Annotated in this window: 16 protein-coding genes; 11 read left to right on the forward strand and 5 right to left on the reverse strand. The window is 71.6% G+C overall.

Features of this window, described 5'->3' with window-relative positions; all coding sequences use genetic code 11:
• Positions 1 to 169: 169 nt before the first annotated feature.
• The gene (locus ABT354_RS18320) at positions 170 to 706 is read right to left on the reverse strand and encodes a DUF4245 domain-containing protein (RefSeq protein ID WP_351495249.1); all 537 of its coding nucleotides are present in this window, start codon (positions 704 to 706) and stop codon (positions 170 to 172) included.
• A gap of 134 nt (positions 707 to 840) precedes the next feature.
• On the opposite strand from ABT354_RS18320, the gene glpX reads away from it, so the two are divergent.
• Positions 841 to 1,872, forward strand: a complete 1,032-nt coding sequence (glpX, locus tag ABT354_RS18325) for a class II fructose-bisphosphatase (protein ID WP_351494877.1) — start codon at positions 841 to 843, stop codon at positions 1,870 to 1,872.
• A 109-nt stretch (positions 1,873 to 1,981) separates the two neighbouring features.
• Here the strand turns inward: glpX and ABT354_RS18330 are convergent, their stop codons facing one another.
• A complete protein-coding gene (locus tag ABT354_RS18330) occupies positions 1,982 to 2,335 on the reverse strand; it encodes a WhiB family transcriptional regulator (protein WP_351494879.1) in 354 nt (117 codons plus the stop codon).
• Positions 2,336 to 2,511: 176 nt separating this feature from the next.
• A complete protein-coding gene (locus ABT354_RS18335) occupies positions 2,512 to 3,192 on the reverse strand; it encodes a DUF1707 SHOCT-like domain-containing protein (RefSeq protein ID WP_351494881.1) in 681 nt (226 codons plus the stop codon).
• A gap of 283 nt (positions 3,193 to 3,475) precedes the next feature.
• On the opposite strand from ABT354_RS18335, the gene ABT354_RS18340 reads away from it, so the two are divergent.
• Complete coding sequence (locus tag ABT354_RS18340) at positions 3,476 to 5,158, forward strand: fumarate hydratase (RefSeq protein ID WP_351494883.1); 1,683 nt, start codon at positions 3,476 to 3,478, stop codon at positions 5,156 to 5,158.
• Between the two features lie 101 nt (positions 5,159 to 5,259).
• On the opposite strand, the gene ABT354_RS18345 is transcribed toward ABT354_RS18340, so the two are convergent.
• Positions 5,260 to 6,795, reverse strand: coding sequence for a ricin-type beta-trefoil lectin domain protein (locus ABT354_RS18345; RefSeq protein WP_351494885.1), 1,536 nt, complete (start codon positions 6,793 to 6,795; stop codon positions 5,260 to 5,262).
• Between the two features lie 145 nt (positions 6,796 to 6,940).
• On the opposite strand from ABT354_RS18345, the gene ABT354_RS18350 reads away from it, so the two are divergent.
• The 4 genes from ABT354_RS18350 to ABT354_RS18365 all read left to right on the forward strand — a co-directional run bounded on the left by ABT354_RS18350 (position 6,941) and on the right by ABT354_RS18365 (position 13,079).
• Positions 6,941 to 8,338, forward strand: a complete 1,398-nt coding sequence (locus tag ABT354_RS18350; RefSeq protein WP_351494887.1) for a class II fumarate hydratase — start codon at positions 6,941 to 6,943, stop codon at positions 8,336 to 8,338.
• A 104-nt stretch (positions 8,339 to 8,442) separates the two neighbouring features.
• Entirely contained in the window at positions 8,443 to 9,123 is a 681-nt protein-coding gene (gene fomD, locus ABT354_RS18355) for a cytidylyl-2-hydroxypropylphosphonate hydrolase (protein WP_351494889.1), read from the forward strand.
• A gap of 389 nt (positions 9,124 to 9,512) precedes the next feature.
• The gene (locus ABT354_RS18360) at positions 9,513 to 11,393 is read left to right on the forward strand and encodes a SpoIIE family protein phosphatase (protein ID WP_351494891.1); all 1,881 of its coding nucleotides are present in this window, start codon (positions 9,513 to 9,515) and stop codon (positions 11,391 to 11,393) included.
• Between the two features lie 222 nt (positions 11,394 to 11,615).
• The gene (locus ABT354_RS18365) at positions 11,616 to 13,079 is read left to right on the forward strand and encodes a catalase (RefSeq protein WP_351494893.1); all 1,464 of its coding nucleotides are present in this window, start codon (positions 11,616 to 11,618) and stop codon (positions 13,077 to 13,079) included.
• A 90-nt stretch (positions 13,080 to 13,169) separates the two neighbouring features.
• Here ABT354_RS18365 and ABT354_RS18370 read toward each other — a convergent pair whose 3' ends face one another.
• Complete coding sequence (locus ABT354_RS18370) at positions 13,170 to 15,434, reverse strand: transglycosylase domain-containing protein (RefSeq protein WP_351494895.1); 2,265 nt, start codon at positions 15,432 to 15,434, stop codon at positions 13,170 to 13,172.
• A gap of 347 nt (positions 15,435 to 15,781) precedes the next feature.
• On the opposite strand from ABT354_RS18370, the gene ABT354_RS18375 reads away from it, so the two are divergent.
• The 5 genes from ABT354_RS18375 (at position 15,782) to ABT354_RS18395 (ending at position 20,947) form a co-directional block, all read left to right on the forward strand.
• On the forward strand, positions 15,782 to 16,729 hold the full coding sequence (locus ABT354_RS18375; RefSeq protein WP_351494897.1) for an SPFH domain-containing protein: 948 nt from the start codon (positions 15,782 to 15,784) through the stop codon (positions 16,727 to 16,729).
• Positions 16,726 to 17,016: a type II toxin-antitoxin system antitoxin gene (locus ABT354_RS18380; RefSeq protein ID WP_351494899.1), complete on the forward strand. Its 291-nt coding sequence runs from the start codon at positions 16,726 to 16,728 to the stop codon at positions 17,014 to 17,016. The genes ABT354_RS18375 and ABT354_RS18380 overlap by 4 nt, the downstream gene beginning before the upstream one ends.
• Before the next feature lie 154 nt (positions 17,017 to 17,170).
• Positions 17,171 to 17,782 carry a PadR family transcriptional regulator gene (locus tag ABT354_RS18385; RefSeq protein WP_351494901.1) on the forward strand — a complete coding sequence of 204 codons (612 nt, stop codon included), beginning with the start codon at positions 17,171 to 17,173 and terminating at the stop codon, positions 17,780 to 17,782.
• Positions 17,779 to 18,465 carry an ABC transporter ATP-binding protein gene (locus tag ABT354_RS18390; RefSeq protein ID WP_351494903.1) on the forward strand — a complete coding sequence of 229 codons (687 nt, stop codon included), beginning with the start codon at positions 17,779 to 17,781 and terminating at the stop codon, positions 18,463 to 18,465. Before ABT354_RS18385 ends, ABT354_RS18390 begins: the two co-directional genes overlap by 4 nt.
• A gap of 25 nt (positions 18,466 to 18,490) precedes the next feature.
• Entirely contained in the window at positions 18,491 to 20,947 is a 2,457-nt protein-coding gene (locus ABT354_RS18395) for an FtsX-like permease family protein (protein ID WP_351494905.1), read from the forward strand.

The raw sequence follows: 20,947 nt of genomic DNA on the forward strand, positions 1-20,947 counted from the left end.
AGCGCCCCTCGCTGTCCTGCTCCTCACCGTCCCGGGGGGCCTCGCCGTGCGGTTCGGCCCGGTCCCGCAGCCAGGCGAGCGCCGCCGTGCGGCGGCCCCCACGGTCATTCCCGGACCCACGGTCATTCCCGGACCCTCAGGCCTCCCGGACCCTCGGGCCTCCCGGGCCTCAGGCCCCCGGGGCCACCCTCTCCGGCGCGGGTCGCAGCTCGGTGACCATCCGGGCCAGCTGCTCCATCGGCGCCGTCCCCGTCACCACGGTGATGGAGCCCTTGTCCTCCCGGACCAGGGCGTCGTACTTGGGCCCCTCCCAGCGCTGCCAGGTCTCACCGTCGATCCGGCGCGTCTCACCGGTGTCCTCGGCCTGGTGGGTGACGCGCGGGACGAACTTGCCCTTGCTCTCGGTGGACTGCTCGACCGCCACATACTCCTGGTCCGGATCGAGGAAGCCCAGGTGCCAGGAGTCGTCCGCGTACCCCTTGTACGAGACCGAGGTGGCCTTCCACCCCTGCTTCTCCAGCCCCTGGGGCGCCAGCAGCGGATAGGGGGCGGCGCGCTGGGCCGTCACCAGCTCCACCTGATAGTCCAGGGCCTTGATCGGGTCGGCGTCGTCCTCGTCCGGAAAGAAGAAATAGACCACTCCGACGACCGCACCGATGGCCATCATCGAAAGAATCATGTCGCGGATCGTCTGTTTGCCTCGCATACCTGCCACGCCCCCATCGTCGCATCCCCCTCCCGCGCTCATACGTGGGCCCCGCTGCTCATTCTGTCGACAGCGGGATAGAGTCGAAGCACCCTCAATCACGGCCGTCGCGTCGTACAGAAAGGTGCGCTCCGATGACCGAGCACGCTATGCCGTCCCAACTGGAGGTCTCGCCGGAGGCCCCCGACCGCAACCTCGCCCTGGAGCTGGTCCGGGTCACCGAGGCCGCCGCCATGGCCGCGGGCCGCTGGGTGGGGCGCGGTGACAAGAACGGCGCCGACGGAGCGGCCGTGAAGGCCATGCGGACCCTCGTCCACACCGTCTCGATGAACGGCGTCGTCGTCATCGGGGAAGGGGAGAAGGACGAGGCCCCGATGCTCTTCAACGGAGAGCACATCGGCGACGGCACCGGCGCCGAGTGCGATATCGCCGTGGACCCGATCGACGGCACCACCCTGGCCGCCAAGGGCATGCCGAACGCCATCGCGGTGCTGGCCGCCGCCGACCGGGGCGCGATGTTCGACCCGTCCGCCGTCTTCTACATGGACAAGCTGGTCACCGGCCCGGAGGCCGCCGACTATGTGGACATCGACGCACCGGTCTCCGTCAACATCCGGCGGGTCGCCAAGGCCAAGAACTCCTCCCCCGCCGATGTGACGGTGGTGATCCTCGACCGGCCGCGCCACGAAGGCGTCGTCAAGGAGATCCGGGAGACCGGCGCACGGATCAAGTTCATCTCGGACGGCGATGTCGCGGGCGCGATCATGGCGGTCCGCGAGGGCACCGGTGTGGACATGCTGATGGGCATCGGCGGTACGCCCGAGGGCATCATCACCGCCTGTGCGATCAAGTGCCTCGGCGGCACCATCCAGGGCAAGCTGTGGCCCAAGGACGAGGCGGAGCGGCGCCGCGCCCTCGACGCCGGCCATGACCTCGACCGGGTGCTCTCCACGGACGACCTGGTCAAGGGCGACAATGTCTTCTTCGTCGCGACCGGGATCACGGATGGCGAGCTGCTGCGCGGGGTGCGCTACCGCTCGGAGACGGCGACCACGCAGTCCCTGGTGATGCGGTCCAAGTCCGGCACCATCCGGCAGATCGACTCGACCCACAAGCTCTCCAAGCTGCGGGCCTACAGCCAGGTGGACTTCTCCCGCGCCCAGTGAGCCCGGACCCCGAAAAAGGAAGAAGGGCCCCGAGGGCCCTTCTTCCTTGAGGGTGCGGCGGTCCGGCGCCGGCACCGGGGAGCACCCCGGCCGGCCCGGCACCTCCGGCTCAGGCCGCCGACTGCGCCTTCTTCACCTCGATGTCATGCCGCCTGCGCCGGGCCAGCACCACCCGGCGCTCGGCGGCGGTCAGCCCGCCCCAGACGCCATAGGGCTCGGGCTGGAGCAGGGCGTGTTCCCGGCACTGGACCAGTACGGGGCACCGGGCGCAGACCCGCTTGGCCGCCTCCTCCCGGGAGAGCCTCGCGGCCGTCGGCTCCTTGGAGGGGGCGAAGAACAGTCCGGCCTCGTCACGTCGGCAGACCGCCTCCGTATGCCAGGGCCCGTCCTGATCTTCCCTCGCGGGGACACGCTGTGGGGGTACAGCGGTCACCTGCGAGGACTGGTACGACAGTTGCAGCACGGTCTACTCCTGACGACGGCTTCGCGAGCGAGAGACGACGCAGCACTCCCTACCCGCTGTACGCACTCCTATGCACTGAGTGGCACACCGGTCTGAGGTGCGGAACCGCGCATGGGCGCCCACGGCCGAAAAGCGCTCCGGGGCGGAGCCGTCCGAACCGGGCGTCGCACGCCGCCTCAGCCGAGGAAGTACTTCCGCATCCGGTCCTGGAGATCGGCGACCCGCCGTCCCCGTCGGGGCCGGGCCTCGACGGTGCCGAAAACGGAGTAGCCATGGATCGTGACGACCGGGGCGTCCGGCTCCACCGATTCCAGGGTGCGCACCTCGAAACTGCCGAAGACGCCGTTCCCGTTCCCCCGCAGGGTGATGTTCTCCGGCACCCTGACCTCGACACTGCCGAAGATCGAGGTCGCGTTGATCACGGTGTGACGCTGCTCGAAGAGGGCCCGGGTGAGATCGATCTCGACACTGCCGAAGATCGCGAAGGCATTGGTGCGGCGGCTGACCCGCCAGCGGCCCTTGCGGACGGAGCTGGAGAAGACCGCCACCAGATTCTCGGCGGCGCCCCGCGGGCCGGGGACCCCGGCGGGCAGCGGCCGCTCCGGGGCCTCGCGCGCGGCGGGCAGATCCCGCACCAGTGGCTGAAGTTCACCCATCGTCTTGGCGGTGTAGACCGCCTCGATGCGCTCGGCATGCTCCTCGGCGTCCAGTCGGCCCTCCGCCAGGGCCTCCCGGAGGATGTCGGCGAACCGGTCCCGGTCGGCGTCCGAGGCGCGCAGGGTGTCGGTGGCCGGGGCGGCACCGGCGCCGGCGCCGGCGGGGACGACGGGCTGAGGGGGCTGCTTTTCGAGGTCCACGACCTCAGCGTAGCGAAACGCGATAGATCGCGACCAGGGGCAACACCCGGCGAAAACAGCCCGGATCACCCCGATCACACCGTCCGCGCTTCCCTCCGCAGCACCGCCGGGGCGCTCCCCGTACCGCCGGAAACCACCCCATGACCTGCCCGGATGCCGACTGAGCCTTACCTCACACGGGCGACTCCCCAGGGGCGCTCTACGCTGGGACGCGCGTCGCTCATCGCGACGCCACGCCGGGTCCGCCAGGCCCGCCGAGTCCGCTGAGTGAGGAATGGCCGTCATGCCGGAGTTTACGTACTCAGATCTGCTCCCCCTGGGAGAGGACACCACCCCCTACCGTCTGGTCACGGACCGGGGTGTCTCCACCGTCGAGGCGGGCGGCCGTACGTTCCTCAAGGTCGAGCCGGAGGCGCTGCGGCTGCTCGCCGCCGAGGCCATGAAGGACATCTCGCACTTCCTGCGCCCCGACCACCTCACCCAGCTGCGCCGGATCGTGGACGACCCGGAGGCCTCCGGCAACGACAAGTTCGTCGCGCTCGATCTGCTGAAGAACGCGAACATCGCGGCGGCCGGCGTGCTCCCCATGTGCCAGGACACCGGCACCGCGATCGTCATGGGCAAACGCGGCCAGAACGTCCTCACCGAGGGCGGCGACGAGGAGGCCCTCTCCCGGGGCGTGTACGACGCGTACACGGAGCTGAACCTCCGCTACTCCCAGATGGCCCCGCTGACCATGTGGGAGGAGAAGAACACCGGCTCCAATCTGCCCGCGCAGATCGAGCTGTACGCGACCGACGGCGGCGCCTACAAGTTCCTCTTCATGGCCAAGGGCGGCGGCTCGGCCAACAAGTCCTTCCTCTACCAGGAGACCAAGGCGGTCCTGAACGAGACCGCCATGATGCGCTTCCTGGAGGAGAAGATCCGCTCCCTGGGCACCGCCGCCTGCCCCCCGTACCACCTGGCCATCGTGGTCGGCGGCACCTCCGCCGAGTACGCGCTGAAGGCCGCGAAGTACGCCTCCGCGCACTACCTGGACGAGCTGCCGACCGAGGGCTCCCCGACCGGTCACGGCTTCCGCGACACCGAGCTGGAGCAGAAGGTCTTCGAGCTGACCCAGCGGATCGGGATCGGCGCACAGTTCGGCGGCAAGTACTTCTGCCATGACGTCCGGGTGGTGCGGCTGCCGCGCCACGGCGCCTCGCTGCCGGTGGCCATCGCCGTCTCCTGCTCCGCCGACCGCCAGGCCAAGGCGAAGATCACCGCCGAGGGGGTCTTCCTGGAGCAGCTGGAGAAGGACCCGGCGCGCTTCCTTCCGGACACCACGGACGAGCACCTCGCCGAGCAGGCCGGGGAGAGCGCGGGCGATGTGGTCCGGATCGACCTGAACCGGCCGATGGACGAGGTACTGGCGGAGCTGACCAAGTACCCGGTGAAGACCCGGCTCTCGCTGACCGGCCCGCTGGTGGTGGCGCGGGACATCGCGCACGCCAAGATCAAGGAGCGGCTGGACGCGGGCGAGGAGATGCCGCAGTACCTGAAGGACCACCCGGTGTACTACGCGGGTCCGGCGAAGACTCCCGAGGGGTACGCCTCGGGCTCCTTCGGGCCGACGACCGCCGGGCGGATGGACTCGTACGTCGAGCAGTTCCAGGCGGCGGGCGGCTCCAAGGTGATGCTGGCGAAGGGCAACCGCAGCAAGCAGGTCACCGACGCCTGCGGGGCGCACGGCGGCTTCTATCTGGGGTCGATCGGCGGCCCGGCGGCCCGGCTGGCGCAGGACTGCATCAAGAAGGTCGAGGTCGTCGAGTACGAGGAGCTGGGCATGGAGGCGGTCTGGCGGATCGAGGTGGTGGACTTCCCGGCGTTCATCGTGGTGGACGACAAGGGGAACGACTTCTTCACCGAGCCGGCGCCCGCGCCCACCTTCACCTCCATCCCGGTGCGGGGCCCGGGGCTGGGCTGAGGTCGGGGGCTGGGCCGTGCGCACGGGCCCCGGGGACCGATGACCCCCGGGGCCCGTGCCCCGCACTCAGTACTCAGTGGCGCAGTGGCTCGGTGCTCCGGTCAGGCGAAGCGCTGGTTCGCCGCTCCCGAGCAGCTCTGGAGCCGCAGCGCGTCCCGCGCCGACGCGTGGGTGACACACATCCCCCGGGCCGCGTCGGGCCGGAGGGTGTCCCCGTCCTTCACGAAGCGCTGGTTGGCGGCGCCGGAGCAGTTCCACAGGACCAGCGCGGCCCCCGCCCGGTAGTCGCCCCGGGGCACGTCCAGACAGCGGTCCTGGGTCAGCTCGCTGTGGACGGAGCCCCGGGCCGGGTCCTGCCACCAGCCCTGGTTGCGCCCGCCGTGACACTCCCAGCCGAGGATCGCGGTGCCGTTACGGGTGACCGCGCGGTCGATGTCGGCGCAGGCGCCCGTGGCGGCGTTGCGCAGCGGCTTGTAGTGGTCGTCCCAGGCGCCCGCGCGCAGCACCGGGCGGCCGTCGGAGCCGGACTCGGCGCAGCCGGCCTCGCGCAGCCCGGAGTCGTACAGCTGGGTGAGGCAGGAGGCGAAGGCGGCGTGGCCGCGGGCGTTGGGGTGGAAGGACTGGCGGACGGAGTTCTCGTCCGGCGGGAAGTGGCCCATGTCGATGTAGAGGCCGCGGACCCAGGGGTCCTCCATACAGACCTCATGGCCCTGGAAGAGGCGTGAGTTGTCGAGGTAGACGGCCCCGGTGGCGCGGGCGACCTCGCGCATGCCGCGCTGGAAGGCGGGGACGGCGGTGTTGCGGCCCCAGACGGTGTCGGCGTCGTAGCCCATGCCGCCGCAGATCAGCTTGCCGGGGAAGTTGGGATTGTCGCGGAAGTCGGGTCCGATGGGGCTCGGGTAGCCCATGACGACCAGCTTGTAGTCGCCGTCGGCGTAGCCGGCGTCCCGCATCACGGTGCGCAGATCGCGGACGGTGGACTGGACCTTGGGGACGAGCCGGTCGACCCTGGCCTGCCAGCCGCCGGAGTACTTGGGCTCGCAGGGGCCCTGGAGGGTCACATAGCGGATGACGCAGTCAGTCATCACGGGGCCGAACTGGAGGTCGTCGTTGGCGCCCGCGACCAGGAGCACCATCTTGATGCGGGTGTTGCGGGCCTTGATGGCGAGATTGTCGCTCTGGACGAGTTCATCGGCGTACTGCTTGGTGCCGCCGATCCGGATGTTGCCGGTGTACGCGCCGGAGCAGGAGACGTTGTACGTGATGTCGGCGGCGATGCCGGTGCGGTGGATGGCCGCGTCCGGGGAGCGGTGGCACCAGTTGTCGGGGCCGTCGGTGCCGGGTTCGTAGGTGCCGACGCCCTCGCCGGAGATCTCGCTGTCGCCGAGGGAGATCAGGCCGGTCTTGCGGGTGGCCAGGGGGCGTTCCGCGGGGCTGCCGTAGAGCTTGACCGCCTCCGCCGCCCTGACCGCCTCCAGCTGGGGCGGGAGCGGTACGGACGCGGTCCTTAAGCTCCCGGGGGCGGCGGGGGGTCCGGCGGCCCCGGCGGCCGGGGCGGTGAGCCCCAGGAGCCCCGCGGTCAGCGCGCCGGCGGCGAGTGCCGCCACCGCGCGAAGTCGTTTCCGGGTCTGTGTCATTGCGCCTCCGCGGTAGTGGGTTACCCCAGGTATTTACTGGTGGGTAGCGCGGATGGGAATAGGGCGTACCGGATCCGCGCTCAAGCGGACGCGGGCAGCGGCCCGCGACAACCGGGGCTGCCCGAGCCAGGAGGACGCGAGAGCGATGACCGAGAACGGCGACCGGACACGGGTCGAGCACGATTCCATGGGCGAGGTGCGGGTGCCCGTACACGCCAAGTGGCGGGCGCAGACCCAGCGCGCGGTGGAGAACTTCCCCGTCTCGGGACAACGGCTCGAACGGGCGCATATCGCGGCACTGGCCCGGATCAAGGGCGCCGCCGCCCGGGTCAACGCCGACCTGGGGGTGCTGGACCGGGAGACCGCCGAGGCCATCGCCGCCGCCGCCGAGGAGGTCGCGGAGGGCCGCTGGGACGACCACTTCCCGGTCGATGTGTTCCAGACCGGCTCGGGCACCTCGTCCAATATGAACACCAATGAGGTGCTGGCGACGCTGGCGGGTGAGCGTCTGGGCCGCCCCGTCCACCCCAACGACCAGGTCAACGCCTCACAGTCGTCCAATGACGTCTTCCCGTCCTCCATCCATGTCGCCGCGACCGCGGCCGTGACCGGGGAGCTGATCCCGGCCCTCGGTCATCTGGCGGAGGCGCTGGAGCGCAAGGCGGCGGAGTTCGCCGGGGTGGTCAAGGCGGGGCGTACCCATCTGATGGACGCCACCCCCGTCACCCTCGGACAGGAGTTCGGCGGGTACGCCGCCCAGGTGCGCTACGGCGTGGAGCGGCTGACCGCCGCCCTGCCCCGCCTCGCCGAACTGCCGCTCGGCGGCACCGCCGTGGGCACCGGCATCAACACCCCGCCCGGCTTCTCCGCCGCCGTGATCGCCGAGGTCGCCCGGGTCACCGGGCTGCCGCTCACCGAGGCGCGCGACCACTTCGAGGCGCAGGGCGCCCGGGACGCCCTGGTGGAGACCTCTGGCCAGCTGCGGGTGATCGCCGTCTCGCTCACCAAGATCTGCAACGATCTGCGCTGGATGGCCAGCGGCCCGCGCACCGGGCTCGCCGAGATCACCCTGCCCGATCTCCAGCCCGGCTCCTCCATCATGCCCGGCAAGGTCAACCCGGTGGTCCCCGAGGCGGTGCTGATGGTGGCCGCCCAGGTCACCGGGAACGACACCGCGGTCGCCGTCGCCGGGGCCGCCGGGAACTTCGAGCTGAATGTGATGCTCCCGGTGATGGCGAAGAACCTGCTGGAATCGGTCCGGCTGCTCACCAACGCCTCCCGGCTGCTCGCCGACCGGACCGTGGACGGGATCCGCGCCGATGTGGAACGGGCCCGGGAGTACGCCGAGTCCTCCCCGTCGGTGGTCACCCCGCTGAACAAGTACATCGGGTACGAGGAGGCCGCGAAGGTCGCCAAGCGGTCCCTCGCCGAGCGCCGGACGATCCGTGAGGTCGTCCTGGACGAGGGGTATGTGGAGCGCGGGGCGCTGACCCTGGAACAGCTGGACGAGGCGCTGGACGTGCTGCGGATGACCCGCCCGTGACGCGGGAGGGCCTGACGGCACCGGTGCGCGGACCGTCGGGGCCGCTGGGACCCCGGGAGGACGGCATCGGTGCGCGGACGGGGCCGTCCTCCTAAAATCTGCTCATGACAGGCACGGAACGCTTTCAGCGCTGGGCCCCCGGGGATCACATCCTCTGGCGATACCGGGGGCACGGCCCGCACCCCTCGGGACGGGAGCATGTGGACATCTGCCGCCCCGTGACCGTCGTCCAGGACAGTGCCGAGACGCTCGCCGTCTGGATGGCGCCGGGAACCGAGTGCGTCAAGCCGGTGCTGGCCGACGGCACCCCCGTACACCAGCAGCCCCTCGCGACCCGCTACACGGCACCGAGGACCGTGATGCGCGACCGCTGGTTCGGTACGGGGGTGCTCAAGCTCGCCCGGTCCGACGAGCCCTGGTCGGTCTGGCTCTTCTGGGATCCCGGCTGGAAGTTCAAGAGCTGGTACGTCAACCTGGAAGAGCCACGCACCCGATGGGCTGGCGGTATCGACTCCGAGGATCATTTTCTGGACATCTCGGTCTACCCCGATCGCAGCTGGCTCTGGCGGGACGAGGACGAGTTCGCCGAGGCCCAGCGGGCGGGGCTGATGAGCCACCGGAAGGCCCGCCGGGTGCGCGCCGCCGGGGCCGCCGCCGTGGAGGTCATCCGGGCCTGGGGACCGCCGTTCGCGGACGGCTGGGAGCACTGGCGGCCCGATCCCCGCTGGCGGGTGCCGGAGCTGCCGGCCGACTGGGGCAGCGTCCCCGCGCGGCTGGCGTCATGAGCGGGGGCCACGGCGGCGCCTTGGGCGGGTCTTCCCGGACCGGGTACGGGAGTCTTCGCGGGCCAGCTGCGAGGGTGTCCCCGGACCGGGTGCAAGATGTCCGACTCCCGTCCGGGAACCCGCTTCCGCGCAGAGGGGGCCATGAGACTCTTGATACGCCCCCTGGGGGCAAACGTAGGATCGTCGTCCGCAGGGCTGCGCCGCTCGGCAGGTGTGCGGTAACCATGGAGCGCAGCACCGGACCTGACCACACGTCATCATGAGTCACTTCGAGGGGGTGGAGCCGTGCCGGATGCCCGCCACCCTGTCGACGCCACCTTGAGAGCGGGTATACCGCCTCACGAGGCGTTTGCATCGCACACCCGGCCCAGACGGACGGAAGCCCACGCGTGACGGAGCAGCCCACCTCCCACGAAGGCCGACAGCCCTTGGCTGCCCGGCCGCAGGAACGCGCCCGGCCGCGCGCGGAGTCGGCCGGAGCCTCGGCCGCCGTGCCCGGCCCCGCCGTCCCCACCCCTGGCGGGCCACCGCAGGATCTCCAGGACCTCGCGGTGACGGCCCGGCGGGAAGGGGACCGACTGCGCTTCGTCGGCGCCGCCACCCGCAGGATCGCCCGGGGCATAGACCTGGACGAGATCGTGCTGGGGCTGTGCCGGGCGACGGTGCCGACCTTCTCCGACGCGATCCTGGTCTATCTGCGCGACCCCCTGCCGGTGGGCGACGAGCGCCCGGTGGCGCCGTTCGTGCTGCGGCTGCGGCGCACGGACCGGCTGCGTTTAGCTGAGGACGTGGTCGACTTCGGCGCCGCGGTGACCGCGGTGCCGGCCGTCGACCCCCACTACGACCTCACCCCCGCGTCCGATCTGTGCGAGGTCCGCTCCGGCGGGGCACTGTCGGAGGTGCTGCGCGGGGTGCGGCCGGTCTTCGGCGACTCCGCGGCGGCCCGGGCGGCCCTGCCGGAGCTGCTGGGGGCCGACCGCACGGTGCCCGCGGGCCATCGCGCCATCCTGGCCCCGCTGCGCGGGCGCCGGCGGGTGATCGGTGCCGCGGTCTTCCTGCGCCGCCCCGACCGGCCCGCCTTCGAGCCGAACGATCTGCTGGTGGCGGCCCAGCTGGCGACGCACACGGCGCTCGGCATCGACAAGGCGGTGCTGTACGGCCGGGAGGCGTACATCGCGGACGAGCTGCAGCGCACCATGCTGCCGGACTCGCTGCCGCAGCCCACCGGGGTGCGGCTGGCCTCGCGCTATCTGCCCGCCGCCGAGACGGCCCGGGTGGGCGGTGACTGGTACGACGCGATCCCGCTGCCGGGCAGCAGGGTGGCGCTGGTCGTGGGCGATGTCATGGGCCACTCGATGACCTCGGCGGCGATCATGGGCCAGCTGCGGACCACGGCCCAGACCCTGGCCGGTCTGGATCTGCCGCCGCAGGAGGTCCTGCACCATCTGGACGAGCAGGCCCAGCGGCTGGGCACGGACCGGATGGCGACCTGCATGTACGCGGTGTACGACCCGGTCTCGCACCGGATCACCATCGCCAACGCGGGCCATCCGCCGCCGGTGCTGCTGCATCTGGGCGGGCGGGCCGAGGTGCTGCGGGTGCCCCCCGGGGCGCCCATCGGGGTCGGCGGGGTGGACTTCGAGGCGGTCGAGCTGGACGCCCCGGCCGGTGCCACGCTGCTGCTCTACACCGACGGCCTGGTGGAGTCCCGGCTGCGGGACGTCTGGACCGGGATCGAGCAGCTGCGCGAGCGGCTGGCCGCCACCGCCCAGCTCACCGGGCCCGACCACTCACCGCCGCTGGAAGCGCTCTGCGACGATGTGCTGGACATGCTCGGACCGGGTGACCGGGACGACGACATCGCCCTGCTCGCGGCCCGCTTCGACGGGATCGCACCCAGCGACGTGGCCTACTGGTTCCTGGAACCGGAGGACGCGGCACCGGGCCGGGCGCGCCGGCTCGCCCGGCGGGCGCTCTCCCGCTGGGGGCTCGAAGAGCTGAGCGACTCGGTCGAGCTGCTGGTCAGCGAGGTGGTCGCCAACGCGGTGCGGTACGCGGAGCGGCCGGTGATGCTGCGGCTGCTGCGGACCGATGTGCTCCGGTGCGAGGTCGGGGACGACTCCCCGCAGCTGCCCCGGCAGCGCAAGGCCCGGGAGACGGACGAGGGCGGACGCGGCCTCTTCCTGGTCAACCGGCTGGCCCGGCGGTGGGGTGCCACCCGGCTCTCCAGCGGCAAGGTGGTCTGGTTCGAGCTGTCCACCCGGATCTGACCGGGCAGCGGCGACCTGAGCGGCGCGGGACCCCTGCGGGGGCCCGCGCCGCTGTCATTCCCGGCCGGACCATTCGCTCACTCGACGTGATCGACAAAGCGGGACAAATGTTGCCGACCCTCTGTCGGCGGAGTTGACTGGGGTACGCGCGGTGAAGCGGCCGACCGTATCCGGCCTGCCCCGCGCCCGACCTGCCCCGCCCCCTTCGACGGGAGGACGCTCGTGACCGAGTCAGCCCGTAAGGTTCCGTACACGACCGACAACGCCGGGATCCCGGTGGAGAGCGACGAACACTCGCTCACCGTCAGCCCCGACGGCCCGATCCTGCTCCACGACCACTATGTGATCGAGAAGATGGCCCAGTTCAACCGCGAACGGGTCCCGGAGCGGGTGGTGCACGCCAAGGGCGCGGGCGCCTACGGCTTCTTCGAGGTCACCCAGGACATCAGCCAGTACACCAAGGCCGTCGTCTTCCAGCCGGGCACCCGTACCGACCTGCTGGCCCGCTTCTCCACCGTCGCCGGAGAGCAGGGCTCCCCCGACACCTGGCGGGACCCGCGCGGCTTCGCGCTGAAGTTCTACACCGAGCTGGGCAACTACGACATGGTCGGCAACAACACGCCGATCTTCTTCATCCGCGATCCGCAGAAGTTCTCCGACTTCATCCACTCCCAGAAGCGCCATCCGGCCACCGGGCTGCGGAACAACGACATGCAGTGGGACTTCTGGACCCTCTCGCCCGAGACCGCGCACCAGGTCACCTGGCTGATGGGCGACCGGGGCATCCCCAAGTCGTACCGCTTCATGAACGGCTACAGCTCGCACACCTATCTCTGGGTGAACGGCGGCGGCGAGCGGTTCTGGGTGCGGTACCACTTCAAGACCGACCAGGGCGTCGACTTCTTCACCCAGGCCGAGGCCGATGAGCTGGCCGGGCACGACGCCGACCGGCACCGCCGGGATCTGCATGAGGCGATCGAGGCCGGGGACGCGCCGAGCTGGACCCTGAAGGTGCAGATCATGCCCTTCGACGCCGCCCCGGACTACCGCTTCAACCCCTTCGATCTGACCAAGGTGTGGCCGCACGGCGACTACCCGCTGATCGAGGTGGGGCGGATGACCCTCAACCAGAACCCCGAGGACTACTTCGTCCATATCGAGCAGGCCGCCTTCGAGCCCTCGAACCTGATCCCGGGCATCGGCCCGTCACCGGACAAGATGCTGCTGGGGCGGCTCTTCTCGTACCCCGACACCCATCGGTACCGGATCGGCCCCAACTACGCGCAGCTCCCGCCCAACCGGCCGCGGACGGCGGTGCGCTCGTACGCCAAGGACGGTCCGATGCGGTACGAGCCCTCCAACACCGCGATGCCGTACGCGCCGAACTCCTACGGCGGGCCCGCGGCGGATGTGGCCGCGTACGGCGAGCCGGCCGGCTGGTACAGCGCCGGTGACATGGTGCGGCACGCGTACACCCTGCACGCGGAGGACGACGACTGGGGGCAGGCGGGCACCCTGGTCCGGAAGGTGATGGACGACGCCGCCCGGGACCGGCTGGTCTCGAATGTGGCGGGCCATCTCCAGCAGGGCGTCTCCCGGCCGGTGCTGGAGCGGGCGTTCCAGTACTGGCGCAATATCGACCAGGACGTGGGCGACCGGATCGCCAAGACGGTCAACGGCGGCTGAGCACGGCACGCCCTGTGCCGAGGGCCCCGGGGAGATCGCTCCCCGGGGCCCTCGGTCCGTCCTGTCCGTCATGCGCTCCGCGTGCCGGTGTCAGCGGCGGAAGTCCTCGTCCTGCTGGCCGCCGGGCCGGTCCCCGCCGCCCGGCCGGTCCGGACGGCCGGTCGCGGAAGGGCTCCCGGTGGGCGTCGGCTCCTCCGGGCTCTCGGTGGGCGGGGCCGAGGAGGCCGGCGGCTCCTCCGGTTCCTCGGTCGCGGGCCGGGTGGCGGAGGAGGCGGGCGGAGAGGTCTTCTCCTCCTCCTCGCGGGTCGGCTCCTCGACGGGCTCCGAGGGTTCCAGGGAGGGCGTCATCGAGGGGGTGGCGGGCGTCCGGGGGACGGTGGGCGCCTTCACGTCCAGATCGAACCGGGCTCCGGCGTCGCCGCCGAGCGCCCTGGTGGTGTACGCCTTCCAGATCTCGGCGGGGATGCCACCGCCGTTGACCCGGCCCTCGCCGATGGTGTCGGTGAGGGAGACCTGGCGCTTGCCGTCGGGCGACGCGCCCAGCAGACCGACCACGGTGACCAGCTTGGGCGTGTACCCCGCGTACCAGGCGGTGACATTCCGCTCGGAGGTACCGGTCTTGCCCGCGGCCTGGTAGGCGCCCTGGGCGGCGGTGCCGGAGCCCTGGGTCACCACCTTCTGGAGGGCGGAGGTCACGGTGTCGGCGGTCTCCCGGCTGACGGCCTGGCCGCCGATGGGGTCCTTGAGGACGGCCTTGCGGACCCGGTGCTCGGCGGAGTTCACGATCGAGGGCGTGACCTTCTTGCCGTGGTGGGCGAGGGTCGCGTAGACCCCGGCCATGTCCCAGGTGGAGGCGTTCATCGTGCCCAGCGACATGGCGGGCCGCTCCAGGAAGCCGCTGCCGTCGCGCATGCCCATGGCGAGCGCGGTGTCCTTGGTCTTCGCCGGGGTGACATCCACGATCATCTGGGCGTACACCGAGTTGACCGAGTTGTTGGTGGCCTCCTGGATGCTGATGGGGCCGTGGTCCCGGTCGTTGATGTTCTCGGGGGCGAAGGGGATGTCGCTCCCCTCGACCGGGCGCTTGCTGTCGCCGTCGTAGATCGTCTCCAGGCCGATGTCGTCGCCGTCCTGCGTCTTGGACTCGTTCTCCAGCGCGGCGGCGAGCACGACGGGCTTGAAGGTGGAGGCGGGCTGGTAGTCGCGGCGGGTGGCGTTGGAGAGCCAGTGCTCGGTGGCGCCGACCCCGCCGTAGAGGGCGACGACCTCACCGGTCTCCGGGTCCACCGAGGTGGCGCCGGCCTGGACGGTGGCGTGCTTCTTGTTGCCCTTGCGGTCGAGCTTGGACTCCAGCTGGTCGCGGACGGAGCGCTCCAGCGCCTGCTGCCGGCCCTTGTCGATATTGAGGGTGATCGTCCAGCCGCCGGCCCGGATGTCCTCCTCGCTGATGCCCTGGCGCTCCAGCTCGGAGTTGGCGGCGTCGACCAGATAGCCGACCTGGCCCTCCATACCGGGGGCGGCACGGGGCTCCTTGGGCACCGGGAAGGTCTGCTCCCCGCGGGCGGACGGCTCCAGCCAGCCCTCCTCGACCATGTTGTCGAGGGTGTACGCCCAGCGGTCCTTGGCCAGCCGCTTGCCGGTGTCCGTGGCGATGGCCCAGTCGTACTGGTTGGGCGCCTGGAGCAGCGCGGCGAGATAGGCGCCCTGGGCGAGGGTCAGCTCATCGGCGTCGACCCGGTAGTACGCCTGGGCGGCGGCCTGGATGCCATAGGCGCCCCGGCCGTAGTAGCTGGTGTTGATGTACCCGGCGAGGATCTCTTCCTTGGTCTTCTCCCCGTCGACCTTGAGGGAGATCACCAGCTCCTTGAGCTTGCGGCTGAAGGTCTGGTCCTGACTGAGGTAGTAGTTCTTCACATATTGCTGGGTGATGGTCGAGCCGCCCTGCTTGCCCTTGCCGGTGACGGTGTTGAGCAGGCCGCGGGTGGTGCCCTTGAGGTCGACGCCGGAGTCCTTGAAGAAGCTCTTGTTCTCGGCGGCGACAAAGGCGTACTGGACGTCCCGGGGTATCCGCTCCAGGCCGATGATCTCGCGGTTGAGCTGGCCGGTGCGGGCGAGGATGGATCCGTCGCGGTACTTGTAGACGTTGCTCTGGAGCTCGGCCTCGGCGTTGGCCTTGGGCACCGGGGTCATCACATAGACCGCGTAGAAGGCACCCATACCGAGGACGCAGACGCCGAGGAAGGTGCCCAGCAGCTTCTTCCAGGTGAAAAAGCGCCGCAGTCCACGGGGCCTGGCCGCCTTCCTGGCGGTGCGTGCCTCGCGCTCCCGCTCCCGTCGCGCATCCGCTCGGCCCATCGCTCGCTCCGCTCCGCTCTTCCGTTCCAGGTCCGTGCCGCCCCCCGTTGCGGGCAGCTCAGCAAGCTAACACCGGCGGCTGTGACAAAGGTCGACCGATCCGGACTTTCCCGACGTGACAATCAGCACCCTGATGCACCGGCGTTCGGCTGAACCCTCTCCCCTCCCTCTGCCCGCCCTCTCCACGCCCTCTCCCCTGAACCGACTCCCGATGGGTGCACAAGGTTGCCGCATCGATTAATGTGTAATCACATTGCTAGCGATGAGCTAGCCCGCCGGTGCTCCCCCATGGAGCCACCGGCTTCGGGAGCCCGTGGGGGCACGATCGAGGAACGACGGGGGACGCCATGGCGAGCAAGATCACCTGGACCGAGGAGGGCCGCCGGGAGGACGCGGCGATACGACGGGAGCCGCAGATCAGAGAATTCCCGGCGCGGAGCATCGCCGGCGGGGCCGCGCTCCTGCTCGGGCTGGGCGGGCTGGGTGTCGGGGTCGCCCTGATCGCACTCGGCGCGGTCGCCGGGGCCACCGCGGCCAAGGTGACCCTGATCCTCACCGGGGTGCTGCTGATCCTGGCCGCCTTCTTCTCCCTGTGCGGGCTGAACAACGTCGCCCCCGGCGAGGCCCGGGTCGTCCAGCTCTTCGGCCGCTACCGGGGCACCATCCGCACCGACGGGCTGCGCTGGGTCAACCCGCTCACCTCCCGTGAGGCGATCTCCACCCGGGTGCGCAACCACGAGACCGCGGTACTGAAGGTCAATGACGCCTACGGCAACCCGATCGAGCTGGCCGCCGTGGTGGTCTGGCGGGTCGAGGACACCGCACGGGCCCTGTTCGAGGTGGACGACTACGAGGAGTTCGTCTCCACCCAGGCCGAGGCCGCGGTCCGGCACATCGCGCTCGAATACCCCTATGACGCCCATGGCGAGGACGATCTGTCGCTGCGCGGCAACGCCGAGGAGATCACCGAGAAGCTCGCCGCCGAGCTGCTCGCCCGGATCGCCCAGGCCGGTGTCCAGATCATCGAGTCCCGCTTCACCCACCTCGCCTATGCTCCGGAGATCGCCTCCGCGATGCTCCAGCGGCAGCAGGCCGGTGCCGTGGTCGCCGCCCGCCGCCTGATCGTCGAGGGCGCGGTCGGTATGGTCGAGGAGGCGCTCCACCGGATCGCCGAACGCGACCTCGTGGAACTGGACCCGGAGCGGAAGGCGGCGATGGTCTCCAATCTGCTGGTGGTGCTGTGCGGTGACCGCTCGGCCCAGCCGGTACTGAACACGGGCACGCTCTACCAGTGACCCCGCCGCCGGAGCGCAAACAGGTACTGCTGCGGCTCGACCCGGTGGTGTACGAGGCGCTGGCCCGGTGGGCTTCGGACGAACTGCGCAGCGCCAACGCGCAGATCGAGTTTCTGCTGCGGCGGGCGCTGGCGGAGGGGGGACGGCTGCCGGGCGGGGTGGCGCCGATCGCCCGGCGGGGCAGGCCGCCCAAGCCGCCCGTACCGTCCGGGGATCCGCCCGCACCGTCCGGAAATCCGCCGGCGGCGGACCCGCCCGCGGACGGGGCGTCCCCGCCGCCGGAGTGACCCCCGCCCCAGTACGGCACAGGGTCGGAAGCACCCATTCCGGGCGGTACTCGACAGGGGCGGAAGCACCGGCGCGGAACACCGTTCCCGGTGCCCCCATCCGCCCCCTCAGCACGGTACGCCTCGGGTATACACACCACGTACAGTGCTGGGCATGTCCATCGGTCACACCCTCCTCGCGCTGCTGGAGTCCGGCCCGCGCCACGGCTACGACCTCAAGCGGGCCTTCGACGAGAGGTTCGGCCACGACCGCCCGCTCCACTACGGGCAGGTGTACTCGACCATGTCGCGGCTGCTGCGGAACGGCCTGGTCGAGGTGGACGGAGTGGAGCCGGGCGGCGGGCCGGAGCGGAAGCGGTACGCCATCACCGCCGCCGGGGTCACCGATGTCTCCCGCTGGCTGCACCAGCCCGAGCGGCCGGAGCCGTATCTCCAGTCGACGCTCTACACCAAGGTGGTCCTCGCCCTGCTCACCGGGCGCGGCGCCGCCGAACTGATCGACCGTCAGCGGTCGGAGCATCTGCGGCTGATGCGCATCCTCACCGACCGCAAACGCCAGAGCGGCCTGGCGGACCAGCTGATCTGCGACCACGCCCTGTGCCATCTGGAGGCGGATCTGCGCTGGCTGGAGCTGACCTCGGCCCGGCTGGACCGGCTCGCCACCGAGATCGGCACCGGGACCGGGACCCTGCTTGGGCCCGGCTCGGAGCCCGAACCGGAGCCCGTACCGGCCGTCGTGGAGCCCCGGCGGGAGCCCTCCGCGTGATCCCCGCCGGTTCGCTCCTCGTCGCCGAAGGACTGCACAAGAGCTTCGGCCGCACCACCGCCCTCGACGGGGCCGAATTCTCCATCCACCCCGGCGAGATCGTCGCCGTCCTCGGCCCCTCCGGCTCCGGCAAGTCGACCCTGCTCCACTGCCTCGCCGGGATCGTCGCCCCCGACACGGGCACGGTCAGCTACGACGGGCACGAGCTGAGCGCCCTGCCCGACCGCGAACGCAGCGCCCTGCGCCGTACCCACTTCGGCTTTGTCTTCCAGTTCGGCCGCCTGGTGCCCGAACTGACCTGCGTCGAGAATGTGGCCCTGCCGCTGCGTCTCGCGGGGGTACGGCGCCGGGCCGCCGAGCGCACCGCCCAGGAGTGGCTGGAACGGCTGGAGGTCGCGGACATCGGCCGCCACCGCCCCGGCGAGGTCTCCGGCGGCCAGGGCCAGCGGGTCGCGGTCGCCCGCGCCCTGGTCACCTCACCCCGGGTGATCTTCGCCGACGAACCCACCGGCGCCCTCGACTCGTACAGCGGGGAACGGGTGATGGAGCTGTTCACCGAGGCCGCCCGGTCGGCCAGTACCGCCGTCGTCCTGGTCACCCATGAGCCCCGGGTCGCCGCCTACTCCGACCGGGAGATCGTGGTCCGTGACGGCCGCACCCGGGATCCGGACCTGCCCCTGTGACCGGACCTGCCCCTGTGAAGAGCCCGTGAGAACCCTGCCGAACCGACGGCCCCCGACGGCCGGCCCCCTTCCCCCCACCGCCCCCGGACCACTCCACCGCTGGGCCATCGGGCTGGGGCTCGGCCTCCGCTTCGGCGCCTTCGGCGGGCGCGAGGGGTGGACCCGCAACGCGCTCACCGCCGTCGGCGTGGGCCTCGGCGTCGCCCTGCTGCTGATCGGTTCCGCCCTGCCGCGAATCATCGACAACCGTGAGCAGCGGACGAACGCCCGGCTGGCGAGCGCCCTGTTCCTGGCCTCGGCCGAACCGGTGACGCCCTCCGCGACCTCCCTCGTCACGACCGATGTGTCCACCGAGTACCGGTCCGAGAGCGTCACCGGGCATCTGCTGCGCCCGGACGGCGACCGGCCCGCGCTGCCGCCCGGACTCGCCCGGATGCCCGCGCCGGGCGAGATGGCGGTCTCCCCCGCGCTGGCCCGGCTGCTCCGCTCGACCGAGGGCGCGGCACTGGCCGAGCGGCTCGGCCACCGGATCACGGACACCGTCGGCCCCGCCGGGCTGCTCGACCCGGGCGAACTCCTCTACTACGCGGGCAGTGCCACCCTGACCCCCGGGGAGGAAACCGTCCGCACCGAGGGCTACGGCGGCGAGGAGCTGGGCACCTGGCCGGTCGACTTCGCCTTCGGCGCGCTCGGCACCCTGGTCACGGTGGTCCTGCTGGTGCCGCTCGGGGTCTTCATCGCCACCGCCCTGCGCTTCGGCGGCGAACGCCGGGAGGCCCGGCTGGCCGCGCTGCGGCTGGTCGGCGCGGACACCCGGACCGTCCGCCGGGTCGCGGCGGGCGAGTCGCTCTTCGGCGCCCTCCTCGGGATGGCCGTCGGGCTGGTCCTCTTCGCCGCCGCCCGGCTGCTGGCCGGGTCGGTACGGATCTGGGGGGTGAGCGCCTACCCCTCCGATGTGGTGCCGGTGCCGTATCTCGCGGTCCTGGTGACGGTGGCGGTCCCGGCGATGTCGGTGGTGACGGCGCTGATCGCCACGGGCTCGGTGGCGATCGAACCCCTGGGGGTCGTCCGGGGCTCGGCGCCCCGCCCCCGCCGGCTCGGGTGGCGGCTGCTGATGCCCGCGGCGGGGGTGGCGATCCTGCTGCTGTCGGATCCCCTCGCCCGGCGGGCCGGGCAGGAGGGGATCCGACCGGTTCCGCTCGCGGTCGGTGCCACCCTGGTCCTCCTGGGGGTCGTCGCACTCTTTCCCTGGCTGATCGACGCGGTGGTGGGACGGCTGGGCCGCGGACCGCTCTCCTGGCAGCTCGCGGTGCGCGCGCTCCAGCTGCGCGGCGGCGGCGCCGACCGGGCGATCGGCGGGATCATGGTCGCCGTCTCCGGGGCCATCGCCCTCCAGATGGTCGTCGCCGGGATGCACGAGGAGCTCAGACGGGTCACCGGGAGCAGCCCGGCCTGGGGTCTGGTCCATCTCGCCCAGGCCGATCCGGAGCCGGCCGGGCGGATGGAACGTGAGCTGCGGAGGACCCCGGGGGTCAGCGGAGTGCTGGCCCTGACCACGCTCACGGCCCGGCCGTCCGGACCCACCGCCGGGTCCGCGGACCGGGCGGCCACCGGGGAGGCCACCGGGGACGAGCCCGCGCCGACCGCCGCCCTGACCATCGCCGACTGCTCCGTCCTGCGGCAGCTGGCCCGGATCACCTCCTGCACGGACGGCGACACCTTTGTCGCCCACAGCCGCTCCGACAGCTGGTCCAACGACTGGGTGGACCGGACCGCGCGCAAGGGGGAGCGGATCCTGCTCGGCCGGCTCTCCGACCAACCGGAATCCACCGGGCGGTGGACCCCCTGGACCCTTCCCGAGGACTCCCCCACCGTCACCGCCCGCACGGACATCGCGGGGTGGGAGTACACCGGCGTCTACGCCACCCCCGGGGCCGTCGCCCCCGAGGTCGTGCGGTACGGGGAGACGGAGCTGGTGGTCAGGCTGGACGAGGGCGTGCCCGACGCCGAGGACCGGGTCCGTGACGCCGCCGCCCGGATCGATCCCGCCCTCCGGATCTGGAGCAGCCGCACACCGGAACGGGACCGGGACTACCTCAGCGTCCGGACCGGGCTGCTGGCGGCGACGGCCGCCACGATGGTGCTGATCGCGGCGTCCATGGTGATCGCCCAGATCGACCAGGTGCGGGAGCGCCGCCGGCTGAACTCCGCACTGCTGGCGTTCGGTGTACGACGCTCCACGCTGATCCGGTCCCAGTTCTGGCAGACGGTGGTCCCGGTGCTCCTGGGGACGGTGGTCGCGGCCGGGGGCGGGGTGCTCCTGGGCAGGGTCCTGCTCCGGATGATCGGCAAACCCCTGGCGGACCCCTGGCTCTTCCTGCCGGTGGCGGCGACGGGTGCCGGGGTGATCCTGCTGGTGAGCCTGGTGAGTCTGCCGGTGCTGTGGCGGACGATGCGCTCGGACGGCCTGCGCACCGAGTAG

This window comes from Streptomyces sp. NPDC000594 (genome assembly GCF_040299965.1).
Lineage (GTDB): Bacteria > Actinomycetota > Actinomycetes > Streptomycetales > Streptomycetaceae > Streptomyces.

What these genes read in the sequence shown, in the direction of transcription:
- ABT354_RS18385 (WP_351494901.1), top strand. Translation starts at nt 17,171, where the DNA reads ATGTCCATCGGTCACACCCTCCTCGCGCTGCTGGAGTCCGGCCCGCGC.
- ABT354_RS18370 (WP_351494895.1), bottom strand. Translation starts at nt 15,434, where the DNA reads ATGGGCCGAGCGGATGCGCGACGGGAGCGGGAGCGCGAGGCACGCACC.
- ABT354_RS18345 (WP_351494885.1), bottom strand. Translation starts at nt 6,795, where the DNA reads ATGACACAGACCCGGAAACGACTTCGCGCGGTGGCGGCACTCGCCGCC.
- ABT354_RS18375 (WP_351494897.1), top strand. Translation starts at nt 15,782, where the DNA reads ATGGCGAGCAAGATCACCTGGACCGAGGAGGGCCGCCGGGAGGACGCG.
- ABT354_RS18340 (WP_351494883.1), top strand. Translation starts at nt 3,476, where the DNA reads ATGCCGGAGTTTACGTACTCAGATCTGCTCCCCCTGGGAGAGGACACC.
- fomD (WP_351494889.1), top strand. Translation starts at nt 8,443, where the DNA reads ATGACAGGCACGGAACGCTTTCAGCGCTGGGCCCCCGGGGATCACATC.
- ABT354_RS18320 (WP_351495249.1), bottom strand. Translation starts at nt 706, where the DNA reads ATGCGAGGCAAACAGACGATCCGCGACATGATTCTTTCGATGATGGCC.
- glpX (WP_351494877.1), top strand. Translation starts at nt 841, where the DNA reads ATGACCGAGCACGCTATGCCGTCCCAACTGGAGGTCTCGCCGGAGGCC.
- ABT354_RS18350 (WP_351494887.1), top strand. Translation starts at nt 6,941, where the DNA reads ATGACCGAGAACGGCGACCGGACACGGGTCGAGCACGATTCCATGGGC.